Annotated in this window: 3 protein-coding genes; 2 read left to right on the top strand and 1 reads right to left on the bottom strand. The window is 74.1% G+C overall.

What is annotated here, in order from left to right; genetic code table 11:
* Positions 1–64 precede the first annotated feature (64 nt).
* Entirely contained in the window at positions 65–1,090 is a 1,026-nt protein-coding gene (locus tag ACWEBX_RS10840) for a FecCD family ABC transporter permease (protein WP_451884589.1), read from the bottom strand.
* A gap of 188 nt (positions 1,091–1,278) precedes the next feature.
* Here ACWEBX_RS10840 and ACWEBX_RS10835 point away from each other — a divergent pair, with 188 nt between their 5' ends.
* Together ACWEBX_RS10835 and ACWEBX_RS10830 are read left to right on the top strand one after the other, a co-directional pair.
* The gene (locus tag ACWEBX_RS10835; protein WP_451884547.1) at positions 1,279–18,279 is read left to right on the top strand and encodes an amino acid adenylation domain-containing protein; all 17,001 of its coding nucleotides are present in this window, start codon (positions 1,279–1,281) and stop codon (positions 18,277–18,279) included.
* Positions 18,249–23,528, top strand: coding sequence for an amino acid adenylation domain-containing protein (locus ACWEBX_RS10830; protein WP_451884588.1), 5,280 nt, complete (start codon positions 18,249–18,251; stop codon positions 23,526–23,528). Before ACWEBX_RS10835 ends, ACWEBX_RS10830 begins: the two co-directional genes overlap by 31 nt.
* Positions 23,529–23,576 lie beyond the last annotated feature (48 nt).

The following is a 23,576-nucleotide window of genomic DNA, read 5'->3' as shown; positions in this document are numbered from 1 at the left end:
GCCGCCCGCCTTGGGGTTGGGGGTGGAGTTCACGGTCGGGTCGGTGACCACGGGATCGGGCACGCTACACCTCCGCCAGGCGCTGGCGGCGGACCAGGGCGATGAAGAACGGTCCGCCGATGAAGGCGACGATCACGCCCGCCTGGACCTCGGTGGGCCGAGCCACGACCCGGCCGAGGATGTCGGCGGTGAGCAGCAGACACGGGGCGAGGACGGCGGAGAGCGGCAGCAGCCAGCGGTGGTCCGGCCCGAGGCCCGCCGAGCGGGCCAGCACCCGGGCGATGTGCGGCACGACCAGTCCGATGAAGACGACGGGGCCGATCACCGCGACCGCGGCGCCGGTGAGCAGGGTGATCGCGGTGACACCCTGGAGGCGGACCAGACCCAGCCGGCGCCCGAGCGAGGCGGCCACGTCGTCGCCCAGGGCCAGGCTGTTGAGGGCGGGCGCGCAGGCCAGCGCCAGCGCCGCGCCCACGGCGAGGAACGGCAGGATGCGCAGGACGGTGGTCGAGTCCTGGTCGGCCATCGAGCCCGCGGACCAGAAGCGGTAGCGGTCCAGGGCGTCCGGGTCGGTGAGGGCGATCGCGCTGGTCAGGGAGGACAGCATCGAGGTCACCGCGATGCCGGCGAGCGCCAGCTTGACCGGCGTGAGCCCGGAACGGCCGAGCCCGCCCAGGAAGTAGACCAGCACGCTCGCCGCGAGGGCGCCGGCGAAGGCGAACCACACGTATCCGTAGAACGAGCCGAACCCGAACACCCCCACGGCCACCACGATGGCGAACGACGCCCCCGCGCTGACCCCGAGGACTCCCGGGTCGGCGAGTGGATTGCGCGTCAGCGCCTGCATGAGCGCCCCGGCCAGGCCCAGTGCCGCGCCGGCGGTGAGGCCGAGCGTGGTCCGGGGGATCCGCGCGGTCCAGACGATGTTGTCGACGAGCCGGCTCGGCGGGTGGCCGAACAGGGCCCGCACCACGTCGTCGAGCGGGATTCCGGCCGCGCCGACGGCGATGGACACCAGACAGAGCCCGGCCAGGACCGTGCTCAGCAGCGTCACCAGAACGACGGGGCGGACACGCTTGCCCCCGGTCACCTTGCGGTCTCCAACGGCCAACTCCCTTAGGTTAGGCAGGCCTTAATCGTAGTGGGCGACTCGGCAATCTCCGAGGCCATGGCCTTTTGGTTAGGTAATCCTTACCTTAGTATGGCCGCGGTCCTCCGGCTGAGCCGGTTCCGCGCATTCGGGAGGCACGGTCACCTGTGTCCGCTATCGAAGATCGTGTGTCGGGTGTCGACGACGGCGTGGCGGCGTACTGGCGCCGGCGGCTGGATCCGCTCCCTCAAGAGGCCTCGCTGCCCGTCGACTTCCCGTATCCGGCGCGGTCGGGCGGCGACCGGCGGACCCTGCGCCGCGCGCTCGCCCACGCGGCCGACGAGCCGACCCTGCTGGCCGCGTACGTGGCTCTGCTGCACCGGTACGGCGGCGCACACGACATCACCGTCGGGGTCGAGGGGCTGCCGGTCAGGGTCGCGGTGGACGGCGGCACCGCGTTCGCGGAACTGGTGGACCGGGCGGCCGCGGCGTGCGCGCAGGCGCGCGCCCACCCGGTCGAGCTCGACCTGCTGATCGCCCAGTTGGTTCCGGAGCCGACCCGTGGCGGGGGCCTGCTGTTCAACACGGCGTTCCGAGCTGTGACCGGCGAGGCGCCAAGGGGCGTGGAGGCGGCAACCGTTGAGGTCGGCGAGGCGTCAAAGCCCGTGCCGGTAGTTGCCGTTGAGACCGGCGAGGCCTCAGAGGGCGCGGCCGGTCCCGGCGAGCCCGTGCCGTCCGCCGCTTCGGACGTCCTCCGCCCCCCGCTGGACCTCACCCTCGAAGTCGGCCCCGACGAGCTGCGGCTGATCTACCGTCCGGACCTGTTCATGGATGCCACGGCCCACCGCGTGGCGGACCACTACGCCACCCTGCTGGCCGACGCCCTGGCCCGCCCCGACGCCCTCGTCGGGGAACTGGAACTGCTCGGGGCCGAGGAGCGCCACCGCGTCCTCCTGGACTGGAACGACACCCGGCACGACGTCGCCTCCCGCACCTGGCCGGAGATGTTCGCCGAACAGGTGCGCCTGCGGCCGGACGCCGTCGCGCTGGTCTTCGAGGACGTCCGCCTGACCTACGCCGAACTCGCCGAACGCGCCAACCGGCTGGCCCACACCCTCATCGCGCGCGGCGCCGGACCCGAACGGGTCGTGGCCCTCGCCGTCCCCCGCTCCGCCGAGCTGATCGTCGCCGAGGTCGCGGTGCTCAAGGCGGGCGCGGCCTATCTCCCCGTCGACACCGACTACCCGGCCGACCGCGTCTCGTACATGCTGGCCGACGCCTCACCCGTCTGCCTGATCACGACGGCTGAGGTGGCCGGCGACATCCCGCCGTGCCCGGGCACGGAGGTCCTGGTCCTCGACGCGCCCGGGACGAGGAGCGAGCTGGCGTCGAGCCCGGTCCACGACCCGGGGGAGTCCGACCGCGGTCCGCTGGCCGTCGCGGGTGCCGCCTACGTCATCTACACCTCCGGTTCCACCGGCCGCCCCAAGGGCGTGGTGCTCTCCCACGCCGGTGTCGCCAAACTCGTCGCCACCCAGACCGAGCGGTTCGGGATCGGACCGCACAGCCGCGTCCTCCAGTTCGCCTCACCGAGCTTCGACGTCGCCTTCTGGGACCTGTGCCTCGGCCTGCTCTCCGGCGGCCGCCTCGTCGTCGTGCCCACCGAACTGCGCGTCCCGGGTGCTCCGCTCGCCGAATACGCCCACGCCCACGGCATCACCTTCATGATCCTCCCGCCGGCCCTCCTCGCCGCGCTGCCCGAGGACGTCGTACTGCCACCGGCCACCCTGCTCGCCGGCACGGAGCGGGTCTCGCCCGAGCTCGTCGGCCGCTATGCCCGCGGCCGGATGATGTTCAACGCGTACGGTCCCACCGAGGCCACCACCAACTCCACGCTCGGTCTGTGCGACCCCGACACCCCCGCCGGCACCGTCGTGCCCATCGGCGTCCCCGACCCGGGCACCCGCGCCTACGTCCTCGACGCCCGGCTGCGGCCCGTCCCCGCCGGTGTCACGGGCGAGCTCCACCTCGGTGGCGCCGGACTGGCCCGCGGCTATCTCGGACGGCCCGGTCTGACCGCCGAACGCTTCGTCGCCGACCCCTTCGGCGACCTCGGGGAGCGGCTGTACCGCACCGGCGACCTCGTGCGCTGGAAGGCCGACGGCCGCCTGGAGTTCCTGGGGCGCGCGGACGACCAGGTGAAGATCCGCGGCTTCCGCGTCGAGCCGGGCGAGATCGAGTCGGTCCTGCGCGCCCATCCCGCCGTCGACCAGGCCGCGGTCGTCATCCGCGAGGACAGGCCCGGCGACCGCAGGCTCGCCGCCTATGTCGTCCCCTCCCTCGACGCGGGAGCGGGCGCCGGTGCCGACGAGCGGGTCCGGGAGTGGAAGGAGCTCCACGAGCTGCTGTACTCCGCCGCGGGAGCCGAGGGCCGGCGCGAGGACACCCCGGCCCACGACCAGGGCACCGGGGGGCTGCGCGAGAACTTCGCGGGCTGGAACAGCATGTACGACGGCCTGCCCCTCCCGGTCCGGGAGCTGCGGGAGTGGCGCGACGCGACCGTCGCCCGCGTCCGGGAACTCCGGCCGCGCCGGATCCTGGAGATCGGCGTCGGCAGCGGCCTCCTCCTCTCGCGCCTGGCGCCGGACTGCGAGGAGTACTGGGGCACCGACCTCTCCGAGGAAGCCGTGCGGGCCCTGCGCGCCCAGATCGCGTCCGCCGGGGGACTCGCCGGACGCGTCCGGCTCGACGCCCGCCCCGCGCACGACACCACCGGTCTGCCACGCGGCCACTTCGACACCGTCGTCCTCAACTCCGTCGCCCAGTACTTCCCCGGAGCCGGCTATCTCGCCGACGTGCTGCGCGCCGCCGGAGAACTGCTGGCGCCGGGCGGCAGCCTGTTCGTGGGCGACGTCCGCAACGCCCGCCTGCTCCGGTGCCTGCGCGCCGCGGTGGAGACCCGTCGAGCCGCCGACCCCGAGGACAAGCAGGCCCTGCGCGCCGCCGTCGAGCGATCGGTCGCCTGGGAGGGCGAACTGCTCCTCGACCCCGACTTCTTCGCCACCCTGGACGGTTTCGACGCCGACATCCGCGTCAAGCGGGGCAGCCACCACAACGAACTGACCCGGTACCGGTACGACGTCGTCCTGCGCAAGCGGTCCGACGCCCCCGCCACGACAGCCGCCCCCGCCGCCCCGTACACCACGGCGTGGTCCGGGCTGAACGGACTCGACGCCGTCGACGCGCTGCTCGCCGACGGCCGTGCCCCGCTGCGGATCACGGGCGTGCCCAACGCCCGTCTCGCCCGCGACCTGGCCGCGCTGGCGACCCTCGACGACAGCAGCCACACCCCGGCACCGGCCGACGCCCCCGACCCCGAGGCCTTCCACGCCCTCGGCGCCCGGCACGGTCTCCGCGTGGCTGTCACCTGGAACGGCGGCTCCGACGACGGCGGCCTCGACGTGCTCCTCGCCCCCTCCGAGACACCGCTCCCCGGACCGTACGAGGTGAACGGCGCCGTATCCCGCGCCAACCGCCCTGCACCCTTCCGGGACGTGAACTCCCTGATGAGGACGCTGCGTTCGTACGCGACCGGACAGCTCCCCGAGTACATGGTCCCCGCCGCCCTCGTCCCCCTGGACCGCCTGCCGGTCACCCCGAGCGGCAAACTCGACGCGACCGCGCTCCCGGCTTCCGACTACGCCGCCCTCAGCTCCGGACGCCGCCCCCGGGACGCGCGCGAGGAACTGCTCTGCGCGGCCTACGCCGAGGTGCTCGGCCTGGACTCCGTCACCGTCGACGACGACTTCTTCGCGCTCGGCGGCGACAGCATCACCGCCATCCAGCTCCTCGTACGCGCCCGCGGAGCAGGCCTGCGGCTCAGCTCCCGCGACGTGTTCCGGCACCGCACCGTGGCCGCACTCGCCGAGGTGGCCGTCGACCGGACCGACCGCACCGACCGCACCGACGGCCCGTCCGAGGCCCCCCTGCTCGACCTGACCGAGGCCGAGCGCGCGGCACTCCAGGGCGAGCACCCCCTCCCCGTCGAAGCCCTGCTGCCGCTGAGCCCGCTCCAGGAGGGCTTCTACTTCCACTCCGTCGTGGACGGGGAGGCCCGCGACGCCTACGTGGTGCAGCAGGCCCTCGAACTGGCCGGACCGGTCGACGCCGAGGCGCTGCGCCGGTCCGCCCAGCGGGTCCTGGACCGGCACGCCCCGCTGCGCTCCTGCTTCCGCACGCTCCCCGACGGCCGGCCCGTGCAGATCGTGACCGCGGGCGTGGAGCTGCCGTGGCGCGAGGTGGACCTCTCCTTCCAGGACGGCGCGATCGCGACCGCGCTCGCCGACGCCGTGGCCGCCGACGAGCGGGGCCGCCGCTTCGACCTCGCCCACCCGCCCCTGATGCGCTGCACCCTCGTCCGCATGGCGGGGGAGAGCTGCCGCCTGCTGCTCACCTTTCATCACATCGTCGCTGACGGCTGGTCGCTGCCCGTGCTGCACCGCGAGCTGATGGCGGGCTACGGGGACGCCCCCGCCCCGCTGCCCGAGGTCGCCCCGTACGGCTCGTACCTGCGAAGTCTGGCCGCCGCCGACCGGGACGCCGCCCGCACGGCCTGGCAGGCGGCTCTTGCCGGGACCGAGGACGCGACCCGGCTGGTCGGAACCCCCGCCGACGGCGGCCCGGTCGAGCCCGCACAGGTCCGCGTCGAACTGTCCGAGCGGGTCACCGCACGGCTGACCGCCCGCGCCCGGGACCTGGGCGTCACGCTCGGCACGGTCGTGCAGGGCGCCTGGGGTCTGCTCGTGGGCCGGCTGACCGCCCGCCAGGACGTGCTGTTCGGCACCACGGTCTCCGGCCGGGACGCCGAGGTCGAGGGCATCGAGTCGATGGTCGGTCTCTTCATCAACACCCTGCCCACCCGGGTGCGCTGGGAGCCCGCCGACACCCTCGCCGGGCTGCTCGGCCGGCTCCAGGACGAACAGGCCGGGCTGCTCGACCACCAGCACCTCGGCCTCGCCGAGATCCAGCGCGTCGCCGGACACGCCGGCGGCGGCGAACTCTTCGACACCCTGGTCGTCCTCGAGAACTACCCGGCCGCGAGCGGTCTCGCCGACCCCACCGGCACCGTCCGCGTCACCGGACACGCGTTCCACGACACCGTCCACTATCCGCTCGCCCTCGTCGTGAAGCCGGGCCGCCGGCTCGACCTGCGGCTCAAGCACCACACCCGGCGGATCGGCACCGAGGAGGCGCGGCGCCTCGCGGACCGGCTCACCCTGGTGCTGCGGGCCCTGGCCGACGACCCCGGACAGCGCGCCGCCGACATCGGCCTGCTCACGGAGCCGGAGCAGGCCGGTGCCCACCTGGCGGGGGAGTCCGTCCCCGTCCCGGACACCACGCTCGCCGCCGCCTTCGAGGCCCAGGTGGCCCGTACCCCCGAGGCCGCCGCGGCGGTCGACGAGGGCGAGACCCTCAGCTACCGCGAACTCGACCTGCGGGCCGACCGGTTGGCGCGGCGGCTGCGTGCCCGCGGCGCCGGTCCCGGCACGGTCGTCGCGGTCGCAGTGCCGCGCTCGACGGACCTCCTCGTCGCGCTGCTGGGCGTGCTCAAGTCCGGCGCCGCCTATCTCCCGGTCGACATGGACTACCCCGCCGACCGCGTGACCCACATGCTGGCCGACTCCGGGACCGCCACCGTCGTCACGACCACCGGGACCGCGGCCCGGCTGCCGTCGGTGCCGGGCCTTGCCCCCTTGCTGGTGGACGCCCCGTCCGAGCCCACGGACGCGAGCGTGCCGCCCCGCGCTCCGGCCGGCCCCGACGATCCGGCCTACCTGATCTACACCTCAGGCTCCACCGGCCGTCCCAAGGGCGTCGTCGTCACCCATCGCGCGATCGTCAACCGGCTCGCCTGGATGCAGAACCAGTACGGGCTGACCGCCGACGACCGGGTGCTCCAGAAGACCCCCGCCAGCTTCGACGTCAGCGTCTGGGAGTTCTTCTGGGCGCTGTGCGAGGGAGCCTGTGTCGTCCTCGCCCGCCCCGACGGACACCGGGACCCCGCCTATCTCGCCGGGCTCGTCCGCGAACAAGGCGTCACCACCCTGCACTTCGTGCCCTCCATGCTGGAGGCCTTCCTGCGGTCCGAGGAGATCACCGCCGACCCCACATGGTCGCGCTCCCTGCGCCGCGCCTTCAGCAGCGGCGAGGCCCTGCCGGGCTCGGCCGCGGCCGAATGGCGCGAGCTCACCGGCGTGCCCCTGCACAACCTCTACGGCCCCACCGAGGCCGCCGTCGACGTCACCCACCACCCCTACGACGACACCCCCGGCACGACCGTGCCCATCGGCCGCCCGGTCTGGAACACCGGTCTGCGCGTCCTCGACGCCTGCCTGCGCCCGGTCCCCGAAGGCGTCCCCGGGGAGCTCTACCTGACCGGCGTCCAGCTCGCCCGCGGCTACCACGCCCAGCCCTCCCTGACCGCCGAGCGGTTCGTGGCCGACCCCTACGGCGGCACCGGCGAACGGATGTACCGGACCGGCGACCTGGTGCGCCGCCGCGCCGACGGCGTCGTCGAGTACCTCGGGCGCACCGACCGCCAGGTCAAGATCCGCGGCAACCGGATCGAACTCGGCGAGATCGAGGCCGCGTTGGCGCGGCACCCCGCCGTCGCCCAGGCCGCCGTCACCGTCGCGGACGGCACCCTCGTCGCCTACGCCGTCCCGGCCCGCGGAGCGGCCCCGGAACCGGCCGAACTGCTCGCCCGGCTCGCACGGTCGCTGCCCGCGCCCATGGTCCCCGGCGCCTGCGTGGTCCTGGACACCCTGCCCCTGACCCCGAGCGGCAAGCTCGACCGGGCGGCCCTGCCCGCCCCGACGACGGTCCGCGCCGAGCCACGCGCCCCGCGCAGCGACCGCGAGCGGACCCTGACCGAGATCTTCGCGGCGGTGCTCAAGCTCGGCGAGGTCGGGATCGACGACGACTTCTTCATGCTCGGCGGCGACAGCATCACCTCGATCGGTGTCTCCAGCCGCGCCCGCCGGGCCGGTCTGGAGGTGAACCCCCGTGACGTCTTCGAGCACCGCACCCCGGCCGCCCTCGCGGCCGCCGCCGTCGGCGCCCAGCCCGCCCGTGCCGCGCGCTCCGCCTTCGCGCTCACCCCCGAGGAGACCGAGCGCGTCCACCGGCTCAGCCCCGGCCCCGTGGAGGACATCTGGCCGCTGGCACCCCTCCAGGAAGGCCTGTTCTTCCACTCGACGTACGACAGCGGCGCCCTGGACGTCTACACGGTCCACGAGTCCTTCGACCTCGCCGTCCCCCTCGACACGGACCGGCTGCGCACGGCCGTCGCGGTCCTGCTGGAGCGCAACCCGGGCCTGCGCGCCGGATTCACCAGCGAAGGACTGCGCCAGCCGGTGCAGTTCATCGTCGCGGACCCGCCCGTCCCGCTCGAAGAGGTCGACCTGTCGGCCCTGACGGCCGACGAACAGGACGCCAGGCTCGTCGAGTTGACCGACGCCGAGCGTGCCCGGCGCTTCGACCTGACCCGCCCGCTGCTCTTCCGCGTGCTCCTCGTGCGGCTCGGTTCCGGACGCGGCGACCGGCTGATCATCGGCCGCCATCTGCTGCTGTGGGACGGCTGGTCCGCCTGGACCTTCCTCGACCAGCTCTTCGCCCTGTACGAGTCCGGCGGCGACCCCGGCCCGCTGCCCGCGCCCGGTTCGTACCGGGACTACCTGACCTGGCTGGAGACGCAGGACGACGCCGTCGCGACCGGCGCCTGGCGGACCGCGCTCGCCGGCCTCGACGAACCCACCCTCCTCGCCGCCGCCGACCAGGGCCTCGAACCGGGGATCCCGGATCGCCTCGACGCGGTCCTGACGGCGGAACTCGGCGAGCGGCTGCGCGGGCAGGCGCGCCGTCACGGCCTGACCCTCAACTCGGTGCTCACCGCCGCCTGGGGCCTGACCCTGGCCGCCGCGACCGGCCGCACCGACGTCGTCTTCGGCACCACCGTCGCCGGCCGGCCGAGCGAGGTGCCGGACATCGAGCACGTCATCGGCATGTTCCTCAACACCGTCCCCGCCCGTATCGCGTACGACCCGGCCGAGTCCGTGCTCGAACTGCTGCGCCGGGTGCAGGACGAGCGGCTGGCCGTGATGCCGTACGAGTACCTGGGCCTGGGCGTCCTCCAGGCCGAGACCGGTCACCGCAGGCTCTTCGACACCCTCTTCGTGCTGCGCAACAGCGACACCGAGGAGCGGCTCGCGGAGCTGGCGGAGCGGCACGGGGCGACCGCCGTCGCCAACGTCGACGCCACCCACTACCCGGTCAACCTGGTCGTCACCCCCGGCCGGTGCATCCAGGTCATGCTCACCCACCGCCCCGACGTCGTGCCGCGTCCGAGGGCCCAGGCGCTCCTGGACCGCTTCACCCTGCTGCTGGAACGCCTGGCCGCCGATCTGGACGCCCCCGTGGGCCGCCTCGACCCGCTGCTGCCGGACGAGCACGCCGCGCTGGCCGCCGAACACGCCATCAGCCGTGTTCCAGCCCCCGAGGACACCATCGCCGACCTGCTCGCCGTACAGGCCGCCGCGATCCCCGACGCCGTCGCCCTCCTCTTCGGCGACAGCACCCTCACGTACGCCGAACTGGACGCCCGGATCAACCGGACGGCCGCGCTCCTGCTGGCCCGGGGCGCCGGGCCCGAGCGCGTCGTGGCACTCGGCCTGCCCCGCTCGCCCGACATGGTCGTCGCCCTGTTCGCCGTCCTGCGGACGGGCGCCGCCTATCAGCCGCTCGAACTGGACCACCCGGACGACCGGCTGGCGGCCATGCTCGACGACGCCCGCCCCGCCCTGATCCTGTCCACGGCCCCCGTCGCCGCTCGTTTCCCGGGCGCGGCCGCCGGAACACCCCGCGTCCTGCTCGACGATCCGGCCGTCGAGGCCGAACTGGCCGCCCTCCCGGGTGACTTCACCCGACGGCGGTTCAGTCTGGAGCACCCCGCGTACGTCATCTACACCTCCGGCTCCACGGGACGGCCCAAGGGCGTCGTCACCCCGTACCGCGGTCTGACGAACATGCAGCTCAACCACCAGAAGGAGATCTTCACCCCGGCCATCGCCTCGGTCGGCGGACGGCGGCTGCGGATCGCGCACACCGTGTCCTTCGCCTTCGACATGTCGTGGGAGGAGCTGCTCTGGCTCGTCGAGGGCCACGAGGTGCACATCTGCGACGAGGAGCTGCGGCGCGACGCCGAGGCGCTGGTCGCGTACTGCGAGACGCACCGCGTCGACGTCGTGAACGTGACCCCCACCTACGCCCATCTCCTCATGGAGCAGGGCCTGTTGGAGGGACACCGCCCCCCGCTCGTCCTGCTCGGCGGCGAAGCCGTCTCGGAGGCGGTGTGGAACCGGCTCAGGGACACCGAGGGCACGTACGGCTACAACCTCTACGGCCCCACCGAGTACACGATCAACACACTCGGTGGCGGCACCCTCGACAGCGCCACTCCGACCGTCGGTCGCCCCATCCGCGGCACCCGTGCGCACATCCTGGACGCCTGGCTGCGGCCGGTGCCCGAGGGCGTGCCCGGTGAGCTGTACATCGCCGGGATCGGCCTGGCCCGCGGCTACCTCGACCGGCCGGGCCTGACCGCGGAGCGCTTCGTCGCCGACCCGTTCGGCGAACCGGGCGAACGCATGTACCGCACCGGCGACCTCGTCCGCCGCAACCCTGACGGCAACCTGGACTTCCTCGGCCGCACCGACGACCAGGTCAAGATCCGTGGCTACCGCGTGGAACCGGGCGAGATCGAGACCGCGCTCGCCCAGCACCCCGCCGTCGCCCAGGCCGCCGTCATCGCCCGCGACGACGCGACCGCCCCCGGCACGCAGCGGCTGATCGGCTATGTGGTCCCCGCCGAACGCAGTGGCGAGGAACGGGACGGGGTGGCGCGCGAACACGTCGGTGAGTGGCAGGACGTCTACTCCGACGAGTACGAGCGGATCGGCACCGCCCTGTTCACCGAGGACTACGCGGGCTGGGACAGCAGTTACGACGGCCGGCCGATCCCCTTCGCCGAGATGAGCGAGTGGCGCGAGCGGACCGTCGAACGCATCCGGGAACTGAACCCGCGCCGCGTGCTGGAGATCGGCGTCGGCTCCGGGCTGCTGCTGTCACGGCTGGCTCCCGACGCCGAGGCCTACTGGGCGACGGACTTCGCCGCCCCCGTGATCCGCAAGCTCGGCGAGGAACTGGCGCGCGACCCCGCGCTCGCCGCCAAGGTCGAACTGCGCTGCCGGCCCGCCCATGATCCGGCGGGCCTGCCCGAGGGCTGGTTCGACACCGTCGTCATCAATTCCGTCGTCCAGTACTTCCCCGGTGTCGACTATCTCACCGAGGTCGTCGAAGGAGCCATGCGGCTGCTGCGGCCGGGTGGAGCGCTGTTCGTCGGTGACGTGCGCAACCCCCGCCTCGCCCCCGTCTTCCACACCGCCGTCCAGCTCACCCGGGCGGCCACGGACGCGGACCCCGAGGACGTCCGCGGGGCCGCCGGGCGCGGACTGCGGCTGGAGAAGGAACTCCTCGTCGACCCCGACTGGTTCACCACCCTCGGACACGACGTCGACCTGCGCACCAAGCGCGGCCGTCACCACAACGAACTCTCCCGGCACCGCTACGACGCCGTCCTGTACCGCGAGGGCGCCGACCCGGTCGACCTGTCCCGAGTACCCGCGATCCCGTGGTCCGCCGACCTCGTCACGTGGCTGGGCGAACAGCGGCCCGGACGGCTGCGCGTCACCGAGGTGCCCGACGCGCGCACCGCGGGGGAACGCGCGGCGCTGCGCGCCCTGGAGGACGGCCGCGTCGTCCGGCCCGACGCCGTCGGCGGGGGAGTGGACCCGGAGGACCTGCACGCCCTGGGCGCCGCCCTCGGCTACCGGGTGCTCACCACCTGGTCGGCCGAACCCGGCTGCTACGAAGCCGTGTTCGTGCGGGCGGACGACGAGGAGCCGGCGGACGGAAAGCGCCGGGACCACGGAGCCGCGGCCACCCGCCCGGCCCCCCGACCCGTCACGGGGCTGTACCGGCCCGGCGGCGGCGAACCCCCGTACGCCAACGCGCCGACGGCCGCCCGTGACAGGGACACCCTGATCCGGCGGGTGCGCGAGGACCTGAAGACACGGCTGCCCGACTACATGGTGCCCGCCGCCTTCGTCGTCCTCGACCGGCTGCCCATGAACGACCACGGCAAGCTCGACGTCCGCGCGCTGCCCGAGGCCGAACCCGCCGCCGCGCCCGGCACCGGCCGCGGCCCGCGCACCCCCCGCGAGGAAGTCCTCTGCCGCCTCTTCGCCGAGGTACTCGGACTGCCGGAGGTGGGCGCCGAGGACGGGTTCTTCGACCTGGGCGGCCACTCCCTGCTCGCCACCCGGCTGATCAGCCGCGCCCGCACCGAACTGGGCGCCGAACTGGCGATCCGCGACCTGTTCGAGGCACCCACACCGGAACTGCTCGCCGCCCGCGCCGACGGCGGACGGCCCGCCCGCCCCCCCGTCACAGCCGTGGCCGGGCGCCCCGAACGCGTCCCGCTCTCCGCGGCCCAGCGCCGGCTGTGGCTGGTCGAGCGAATCACCGGTGGCGGCGCCGCCTACAACTTCCCGCTGGTCTTCCGGCTGCGCGGCGAACTCGATCCGGACGCCCTGCGCCAGGCCCTGCACGACGTGGTGGCGCGGCACGAATCGCTGCGCACGCTCGTCGGAGAGCACGACGGCGAGCCCCACCAGCACGTCCTCGACGAGCTCGAGGCCGCCGTCCCGTTCACCGTGACCGACTGCGCCGACGCCGAACTGCCCGCGCTGATCGAGGCGGAGCAGCGCCGGCCCTTCGACCTCGCCGCCGAACCGCCCCTGCGGGCCACGGTGTTCCGCCCCGCGCCCGGCGGCGGGAACGACGGCTGCGTCGTCGCGCTCGTGCTGCACCACATCGTCACCGACGAATGGTCCGACCGGCCGTTCCTGGCCGACCTGGACGACGCCTACCGCGCGCGGATCACCGGCACCGCCCCGGCGCTCGCGCCCCTGACGGTGCAGTACGCCGACTACACGCTCTGGCAGACGGAGCTCCTGGAACAGGTGGGCGAGCGCCAACTCGCCTACTGGACCGAAACCTTGTGCGCCCTGCCCGAGGAACTGACGCTGCCCCTGGACCGGCCGCGCCCGGCCGAGCCCAGCGGACGCGGCGCCACCCTGCGCCGCGAACTGGCCCGCGAGCAGGGGGAGGCGCTGCGCGAGCTGTCGGCCACCACCGGCACCAGCATGTTCATGCTGTTCCAGGCCGCCACGGCCGCCCTGCTGCACCGCCTCGGCGCTGGTGACGACATCCCGCTCGGGGCACCCATCGCCGGACGCACGGACAGCGCGCTCGACGGCCTGGTCGGCTTCTTCGTCAACACCCTGGTGCTGCGCACCGACCTGTCCGGCCCCGGCCTGTCGTTCCGTCAACTGCTGGCCAGGGTGAAGGAGTCGGACCTCGCCGCGTTCGAGCACCAGGACCTCCCCTTCGACCGGGTCGTCGAAGCCCTCAACCCGCCGCGCGTGGCGGGCCGCAACCCGCTGTTCCAGGTCATGCTCGGCTATCACCACCGCCCCGAAGGCGATCCGGACCTGCTGGGTCTGCCCACCGAGTGGTACGACATGGACACCGGCACCGCCAAGTTCGACCTCGACCTCACCTTCGTCGACGAGGGCACCGGCGGCCGCGTCACCCTGCTCCTGGAGTACGCCACCGATCTCGTGGACCCGGCCACGGCCGAACTCCTCGCCGAACGCCTCGTCCTGCTGCTGCGCCGTGCTTCCGGCAGCCCGGACCTGCCCCTCGCGGAGATCGACCTGCTCACGGACGCCGAGCGGACGGCCGCCTCGGACACCTGGAACGACACCGCCCACCCGGTGGAGACCCGGTCCGTTCCGGAGATCCTGGCCGCCACGGCGGCCGCGCATCCCGGGCGGACCGCCCTGGTCACCGCCACCGGCAGCCTCACCTTCGCCGAGCTGTCCGACCGCGTCGACGCCGTCGCCGGACTGCTCCTGGAGCACGGAGCGGGCGAGGGCACCGTGGTGGCTCTGGCCCTGCCCCGGGACGCGATGGTGCCCGCCCTGCTCGGTGTGCTCCGCGCGGGCGCCGCCTACCTGCCCCTCGACCCCGCGTACCCCGCCCACCGGCTGGAGCACATGCTCACCGACGCGGCCCCGGTCTGCGTGCTCACCACCACCGAGCAGGCCGCCCGGCTGCCCGAACAGCCGGGCCTGCCGTGGCTGTTCCTGGACAGCCCGCTCCCCAAGGCGGCTCCGCTCCCGCCGCGCACCCACCACCCGCTGTCCGCCGCCTACACGATCTACACCTCCGGCTCCACCGGCACCCCCAAGGGCGTGACGGGCACCCACCGCGGACTGTCCAACCTGTTCGCCTCGCATCGGCGCGACCTGATCGCACCCGCGGTCCAGGACACCGGCCGGAGCGTCCTGCGGGCCCTGCACGCGGCCTCGTTCAGCTTCGACGGGTCCTGGGAACCGCTGCTGTGGCTGCTCGCCGGACACGAACTGCACGTCGTCGACGAGGCCACCCTGCTCGACCCGGCCGCGCTGCGCGCCACCCTGGACGAGCGGGCCATCGACTTCGTCGACCTCACCCCGACCTACCTGCGCGAACTCCTCCACCACGGATTCCTCGCCCCCGGCAGCCGTACACCGGCCGTCATCGCGGTCGGCGGCGAGGCCACCCCCGCCGCGCTGTGGCGGCGCCTGGACGCACTGCCCGGCGTCGCCGCACACGACCTGTACGGGCCCACCGAGTGCGCCGTCGACGCGTACGGCTGGCACGGCGGCGGCATCGGCCGCACCGCTTGGGCGGCGCCCCTCGACAACATCCGCGCCCACGTCCTCGACGACCGGCTGCGCCCCACGCCCGTCGGCGTCCCCGGCGAGCTGTACCTCGCCGGCGAGGGCCTGGCCCGCGGCTATCAGGGCCGGCCCGCCCTCACCGCGGAACGCTTCGTCGCCGACCCGCACAGCCCGTCCGGCGAGCGCATGTACCGCACCGGTGACCTCGTGCGACGCCGCGCGGACGGCACCCTCGCATTCCTCGGCCGCGCGGACGAGCAGGTCAAACTGCGCGGCTTCCGCATCGAACCCGGCGAGATCGAGACCGCCACGAGCGCCCACCCGTCCGTCGCCGCGGCGGCCGTCGTCGTCCGCGAGGACACACCGGGAACGCGCAGGCTCGTCGCCTACGTCGTCCCCGCCACGCCCGACGGCACCGACCCGGCGACGCTGCGCGCCCACCTCGCGGCCGTGCTGCCCGAGCACATGGTCCCCGCCGCCTTCGTCCAGCTCGCCACTCTGCCCCGCACGGTCGGCGGCAAGCTGGACCGCGCCGCCCTTCCCGCACCCGACACGACGGCGGCCCCCGGAGGACGGCTGCCGCGCACCGCCCGCGAGGAACTGCTGTGCGAGCAGTTCGCCGCCGTGCTCGGCGCGGACCGCGTCGGCATCGACGACGACTTCTTCGCGCTCGGCGGCCACTCCCTCCTCGCCATGCGCCTGGTCAGCCGGGTACGCGCCGCGCTGGACGCCGAACTGTCCCTGCGTACGGTCTTCGACGCGCCCACCGTGGCTCGCCTCGCCGCCCACCTGGACGCGGCACGCACCGCCGCCCGCCCGGCCCTCACCGCCGGCCGGGCCCGCCCCGAACGGCTGCCCCTCTCCTCCGCCCAGCGCCGCCTGTGGCTGCTCCACCAGGTGGACGGCCCCACCCCCGCCTACAACATCCCCGCGGCCTGGCGGCTCACCGGCGCCCTGGACCGCGCCGCCCTGGAAGCCGCGCTCGGCGACCTCGTCGCCCGGCACGCCACCCTGCGCACGGTCTTCCCGACCGGCCCCGACGGCCTGCCCCACCAGCACGTCCTGGAACCGGAACAGGCACGGATCACCCTTCGCACGGAACCCGCGGACCGGCTCGCCGAGGCCGCCGCGCACCCCTTCGACCTGGCCACCGAACCCCCGCTGCGCGTCACCCTGTGCGAGACCGGCCAGAACGAGCACGTCCTGCTCCTGCTGCTCCACCACATCGCCACGGACGAGTGGTCGGACCGGCCGCTGCTCGCCGATCTCGGCACCGCCTACGCGGCCCGCGCCGCCGGGCACGCCCCCGACTGGGCCCCGCTCCCGGCGACGTACGCCGACTACACGCTCTGGCAGGAGGACGTGCTCTCCGCCGACGGCGACGCACTGCTCGCCCACTGGACCGAGCGGCTGGCCGGCCTGCCCGAGGAACTGACCCTGCCCACCGACCGGCCGCGCCCCCGCGAGTCCGGCCATGCGGGCGGCACCGTCGGCTTCACCCTCTCCCCGGCCCTCGAACAGAGGCTGCGGGAGCTGGCCCGCGCCGAGGGCGCCAGCATGTTCATGGTCGTGCAGGCCGCCGTGGCCGCCCTCCTCCACCGGTTCGGCGCCGGGGACGACATCCCCCTCGGGGCGCCGGTCTCCGGACGCGCCGACGAAGGACTGGAGAACCTGGTCGGGTTCTTCGTCAACTCCCTGGTCCTGCGCACGGATCTGTCCGGCGCCCCCGGGTTCACCGACCTTCTGCGCCGGGTCCGCGAGACCGACCTCGCGGCCTACGACCACCAGGACCTGCCCTTCGAGCGGCTGGTCGAGGCCCTCAACCCGGAACGCTCCCTCGCCCGGCACCCGTTGTTCCAGGTGATGGTCGTCCACCTGGGCGAGCCCGGCGGCGTTCCGGACCTTCCGGGCCTGACGGCACGACGTGAACCGGTCGGTCCGCCGAGCGCCAAGTTCGACCTGAGCTTCGACTTCGTCGAACAGGGCGAGGGGGCGGGCATCCAGGGCTGGATCGAGTACAGCGCCGACCTGTTCGACGACGGCACCGTCCGGCGGATGGCGCACCGCCTCGTCCGCCTGCTGGAGCAGGTCGCCGCCGACCCCGCCCGCCCCGTACGCGATCTCGACGTGCTCGACGAGGACGAGCGCCGCGACGCGGTCGAGCGGTGGAACGACACCGCGCACGCGGTGCCGGCCACGACCCTCGTGGAGCTGTTCCGGGACCAGGCCTCCCGGACACCCGGCGCACCCGCCCTGATCGCCGGTGAACAGCAGCTCACCTACGGCGAGTTGGAGTCCAGGGTCGAGCGGACCGCACGGGTCCTGGCCGGACTCGGCGCGGGACCCGAGCGCACGGTGGCGGTCGCGCTGCCGCGCTCGGTGGATCTCGTCGTCGCCCTGCTCGCGGTCCAGCGCACCGGAGCCGCCTATCTCCCGATCGACGCCGAACACCCGCCGGAGCGCCGCGCGTTCATGCTCGCGGACGCCCGCCCGGTGTACCTGCTCGACGGTGTGCTGCCGGACGGCCCCGAAGGCGAACTGCCCGCCTCCGTGGACCCGTCGCATCCGGCCTACGTCATCTACACCTCCGGCTCCACGGGCCGGCCGAAGGCGGTGCAGGTACCGCACCGGGGCATCGTCAACCGCCTCCTGTGGATGCAGGACACGTACGGCCTGACGGACGGCGACCGCGTCCTGCAGAAGACCCCCGCCGGATTCGACGTGTCCGTGTGGGAGTTCTTCTGGCCGCTGATCACCGGAGCGACCCTGGTCCTCGCCCGCCCCGACGGACACCGGGACCCGGCCTACCTCGCCGCGCTGATCCGGGAACAGGCCGTCACCACAGCCCACTTCGTGCCCTCGATGCTCCGCGCGTTCCTCGACGAGCCCACCGCCACGCGCTGCACCGGACTGCGGCGCGTCCTGTGCAGCGGCGAGGCACTGCCCGCCGACCTCGCCGCACGGTTCCACACGCTCCTGCCGGCCGAACTCCACAACCTGTACGGGCCGACCGAGGCCTCCGTGGACGTCACGGCCGCACGGATCCCGCCGGGCGCCGACCGCGTCCCGATCGGCCGGCCGGTTGGAACACCCGGCTGTACGTCCTGGACCAGGCGCTGCGGCCGGTGCCGCCGGGCGTCGCGGGCGAGCTCCACCTCGCGGGCGTCCAGCTCGCCAGGGGCTATCTCGACCGGCCCGGCCTCACGGCCGAACGCTTCGTCGCCGACCCGTACGGCCCGCCCGGCACCCGTATGTACCGCACCGGCGACCTCGCCCGCCTGACCGGCGCCGGGGTCGTCGAATACCTCGGGCGCACCGACGACCAGGTCAAGATCCGCGGCTTCCGCGTCGAACCCGGAGAGATCGAGACCGTCCTCGCCCGGCACGAGACGGTGGCCCACGCCGCCGTCGTGGCCCGCGAACAACGTCTCGTCGCCTACGTCGTCCCCGCCCCCGGCCACACCCCCGACCCCGCCGGCCTGCGCACCCACCTCGCCGCCCTGCTCCCCGACCCCATGGTCCCGGCCGCCGTGGTCACGCTCCATGCCCTGCCGCTCACCCCGAACGGCAAGCTGGACCGGAAGGCCCTGCCCGCACCCGACTTCGCGGCGGCCACCACCGGCACCCTGCCGCGCACCACCCGCGAGGCCGAGCTCTGCGGTCTCTTCGCCGACGTTCTCGGTCTCGAACGGGTCGGCGTCGAGGACGACTTCTTCAGCCTCGGCGGGGACAGCATCGTCGCGATGCAACTCGTCGCCCGGGCCCGCGCCGCCGGACTCGCGATCAGCCCCCGCGACGTCTTCCGGCACAAGACGGCCGCCGCACTGGCCGCTGTCGCCGGTGACCTGGCGGACATCGCAGGACCGGTGCCCGACGGCGACCTGTTCGCGGCGCTCACCGACGACGAGCGCGCGGAACTCTCGGGACTCGGTGCCTCCGAGACCCTGCCGCTGTCACCCCTCCAGGCGGGGCTGCTGTTCCACGCCTCCTTCGACTCCGGCGACGACGGCCCCGACGTCTACACCGTGCAGGTTTCCTACGACCTCGACGGACCGCTGGACGGCGGCAGGCTGCGCCGCGCGGGCCAGGCTCTGCTCGACCGGCACGGCAACCTCCGGGCCGGCTTCCGCTATCTGTCCTCCGGCCGCCCCGTCGCGGTCGTGCCCCGCACCGCCGTACTGCCCTGGCGCCAGGTCGACCTGTCGGACCTGGACGACACCGCCCGAGAGGAGCGGTGGAGCCGCTGCCTCGACCAGGAACGGCGCCGGTTCGACCCCGCCGAGTCGCCGCTGCTGCGCCTGATGCTCGTCAAGGTCGGGCCGACGGCACACCGGCTGGTCCTGTCCCACCAGCACCTCCTCCTCGACGGCTGGTCCGTCCCGCGCCTGTTCGGCGAGCTGACCGAGCTGTACGCGGGCCGGGAACTGCCCGCCCCGGCGCCCTACCGCGACCACCTGGCCTGGCTCGGCCGCCAGGACGCCGAGGTCTCGGCCGCGGCCTGGGCGAGCGCCCTGGACGGCCTGGAGGAGCCCACCCACCTCGTGGCCGCCGACCCCGGCCGCACCCCGGCGGTGCCCGCGACGCTGACCACACGACTGACCCCGGGGCTGTCCGAGGCCCTCACCGGCCTCGCCCGCTCCCGTGGCCTGACCGTCAACACACTGGTCCAGGGCGCCTGGAGCATCCTGCTCTCCCGGCTCACCGGACGTGCCGACGTCGTCTTCGGCGCCACCGTCTCGGGCCGGCCGCCGGAGCTGGCCGATGTCGAATCGATGATCGGCCTCTTCATCAACACCGTGCCCGTACGCGTCAGGATCGACGAACGGGAGAGCCTCGGCGCGTTCCTCGACCGCCTCCAGGACGAGCAGTCGCGGCTGATCGCGCACCAGCACATCGGACTGTCCGACATCCAACGCGGCGCGGGCCTGGGCGAGTTGTTCGACACCCTCGTCGTCTTCGAGTCCTACCCGGACGCGGGCGGACCCGGCCTCGGAGCCGACGACGGGCTGCGCGCCGAGGTGTGCGACCACCAGGACGCGACGCACTACCCGTTCGCCTGGGCCGTCGAGCCCGGCGAACGGCTGACGCTCACCGCCGAGTACCGCACCGACCTGTTCGACCGGACCGCCGTCGAGCGGATCCGTGCCGCGATGGTCCGGCTCTTCGAGGCGATGACCGCCGACCCCGGACAGCCGCTCGCCCGGACCGACATCCTCGGCCCCGAGGACCGCCACACCGTCCTGGAGACCTGGAACGACACCGCCCTGCCCGTCGCCCCGGGCGCGCCGGCGACCGTGCCCGCGCTCTTCGAGGCGCAGGCCGCCGCCGGTCCCGACGAGGTCGCCGTCGTCTCGGGCACGGTCACCTGGACGTTCGCGGAACTGAACCGGCGCGCCAACCGGCTGGCCGGCCTGCTGGCCGAGCACGGCGCCGGACCCGAGCGGATCGTCGCCCTGTCGCTGCCGCGCACGGCGGACTTCATGGCCGCCGTGCTCGCGGTGATGAAGGCGGGCGCCGCCTACCTCCCCATCGACGCCGACCTGCCCGCCGAACGCGTCCTCACCCTCCTCGACGACGCCCGGCCCCGGCTCGTCCTCACCACCGAGGCCCTGGCGGACCGCCTCCCGGACAGCGACGTACCGCTGCTGATCCTGGACGCGGAGGAGACCGCCGAACGGCTGGCCCGCCGGTCGGCCGAGAATCCGGAACCCGGACCCGACCCGTACCACCCGGCGTACGTCATCCACACCTCCGGATCGTCCGGCCGCCCCAAGGGAGTCGTGGTCTGCCATCGCAGTGTGGTGAACCTCTTCCACAGCCACCGGAACATGCTCCACGACCTCGCCAAGCGCACCACCGGCCGGCGCCGCCTGCGCGTCGGACACGCCTGGTCGTTCTCCTTCGACGCCTCCTGGCAGCCCCAGTTGTGGCTGCTCGACGGGCACGCCCTGCACATCCTCGACGACGAGACCCGCCGCGACCCGGACCTCACGGCCGAGGCGATCCGGACCCAGGGACTCGACTTCATCGAGGTCACCCCCTCCTTCCTCGCCCAGATGGCCGACACCGGCCTGATCAGCGACGGATCCTGCCCGCTCGCCGTGGTCGGCGTGGGTGGCGAGGCCGTGCCGGACGCGCTTTGGAACGCACTGGCGGCGCTGGAGTCCACCGCCGCCTTCAACCTCTACGGCCCCACCGAGGCCACGGTCGACGCGCTCGCCGCCCGCGTCGGCGAGAGCGCGCGCCCCCTGGTCGGCCGCCCGGTCGGCAACACCCGCGCCTACGTGCTGGACGCCGCCCTGCGACCCGTACCGCCGGGCGTGAGCGGGGAGTTGTACCTCGCGGGAGAGGGACTGGCCCGGGGCTACCTCGGCCGACCCGACCTGACCGCCGAGCGGTTCGTCGCCGATCCCCACGGCGCTCCAGGCACCCGGATGTACCGCACCGGCGACCTCGCCCGCTGGACCGAGGACGGCAGGATCGACTACCTCGGACGGGCGGACGACCAGGTCAAGATCCGCGGCTTCCGCGTAGAACTCGCCGAGATCGAGGCGGTACTGGACCGCCACGAGGACGTCGGACAGGTCGTCGTGGTCGCCCGCGAGGACCGGCCCAGGGTCAGGCAACTCGCCGCGTACGTCGTCCCCGCCGAGGGCGCCGGCACCCCCGACCCCGCGGCGCTGCGTGCCCACGCGGCCGCCGTCCTGCCCGACTACATGGTCCCGGCCGCCGTGACCGTCCTGGCCGAACTGCCCCTGCTCTCCAACGGCAAGCTCGACCGCAAGGCGCTCCCGGCACCCGAGTTCACCCCCGCCACGGGTGGCCGGGAACCGGCGAACGACCGGGAACGCGTCCTGTGCGCCCAGTTCGCCGACGTGCTCGGACTGCCCAGGATCGGCGCCGACGACGACTTCTTCGCCCTCGGCGGCGACAGCATCGTCGCCATGCAGCTCGTCAGCCGGGCGCGCGCCGCCGGACTGCGGGTCACCCCGCGCCAGGTCTTCCGGCACCGCACGGTCGCCGCGCTCGCCGCCGTCGCCGTCGAACTCGACCCGGACACCACGCACTTGGCACACGACGACGGATCGGGCACCGTACCGCCGACCCCGATCATGCACGCGCTGCGCGAACTGGGCGGGCCGATCGCGGGCTACCACCAGGTGGCCTTCGTCCAGACACCCGCCGCCCTCGACCCGGCCGCGCTGCGCTCCGTGCTCCAGGCCGTCGCCGACCGGCACGACCTGCTCAGGGCGCGCCTGGAGCGGACCGGCAGCGCGGGCGAGGAACGATGGGCGCTCCAGGTGCCGCCGCCCGGCACCGTGGACGTGGCCTCGTGGCTGCGACGCGTCGACGTCACAGGCGCGGACACCACCGCCCTGCGCGCCGCCGTCGGCGAGCACGCCCGCGCGGCCCAGGACCGCCTCGACCCGGACGCCGGACGCATGGTCCAGTGCGTCTGGTTCGACGCGGGCCGCGAAACACCGGGACGTTTGCTCCTGCTCGTCCACCACCTCGTCGTCGACGGTGTGTCCTGGCGCGTCCTGCTGCCCGACCTCGCCGCCGCCTGGCAGCACGTCTCCGCGGGACGTACCCCCGACCTCGCCCCGGTCGACCTGTCGTTCCGCCGCTGGTCGCGCCGACTCGCCGAGCGGGCCACCGATCCGGCACGCGAGGACGAACTCCCCCTGTGGACGCGGATCCTGGCCGACGCGCCCGCTCTGCCCACCCTCCGTGAGCTCGACAGCCGCCTCGACGTCACGGCCACCTCGCGGAGCCTGTCCCGCACCCTGCCGCCCGATGTCACGGAGCCGCTGCTCGGCCGGGTGCCCAGCGTCCTCGGGGCCACCGTCAACGACGTGCTCCTCACCGCCCTGGCCCTGGCCTTCGCCGACTGGCGCCGCCGACGGAACGGGGGAGGGGATGCCGGCGGCGGGGTCCTGGTCGACCTGGAGGGCCACGGCCGCGAGGAGGAACTCGCCGGCGACGCCGATCTGTCGCGCACGGTCGGCTGGTTCACCAGTGTCGTGCCCGTACGCCTCGACCCCGGGAGGATCGACCTGGCCGACGCCTTCGCGGGCGGACCGGCGCTGGACGCGGCGCTGACCCGGGTCCGCGACCACCTGGCCGCCCTCCCGGCCGCCGGCGTCGGCCACGGCCTGCTGCGCCACCTCAATCCGGTCACCGGACCGCTGCTCGCCCGACTCGGCGGCCCCCAGGTCGAGTTCAACTACATGGGCCGCTTCGGGGTCCCCGAGGCCACCGACTGGTCGTACGCTCCCGAGGACGACGCCGCCGACCTCGACGGAGACCCGGGGATGCCGCTGAGCCACGCTCTGACCGTCAACGCCCTGACCGAGGACCGGCCCGCCGGTCCCGAGCTGTCCGCCCACTGGACCTTCGCCCCCGGCGTGCTTCCCGAGGAGTCGGTCCAGGACCTGGCGGACACCTGGTTCCGGGCGCTGCGGGCCTTGGTCGTCCGGGCCGAGGCTCCGGACGCGGGCCCGCGGAGCCCCGGCACCGGGGCACCCTGACCCCTGAGGCCCCCGCCGCATCTGACCCCTGACGCCCCGCCGCACAGC

It is taken from the genome of Streptomyces sp. NPDC005070, from assembly GCF_053600395.1.
The sequence above is the reverse complement of the archived record's forward strand: the minus strand, read 5'-3'. Positions and strand labels throughout refer to the sequence as shown.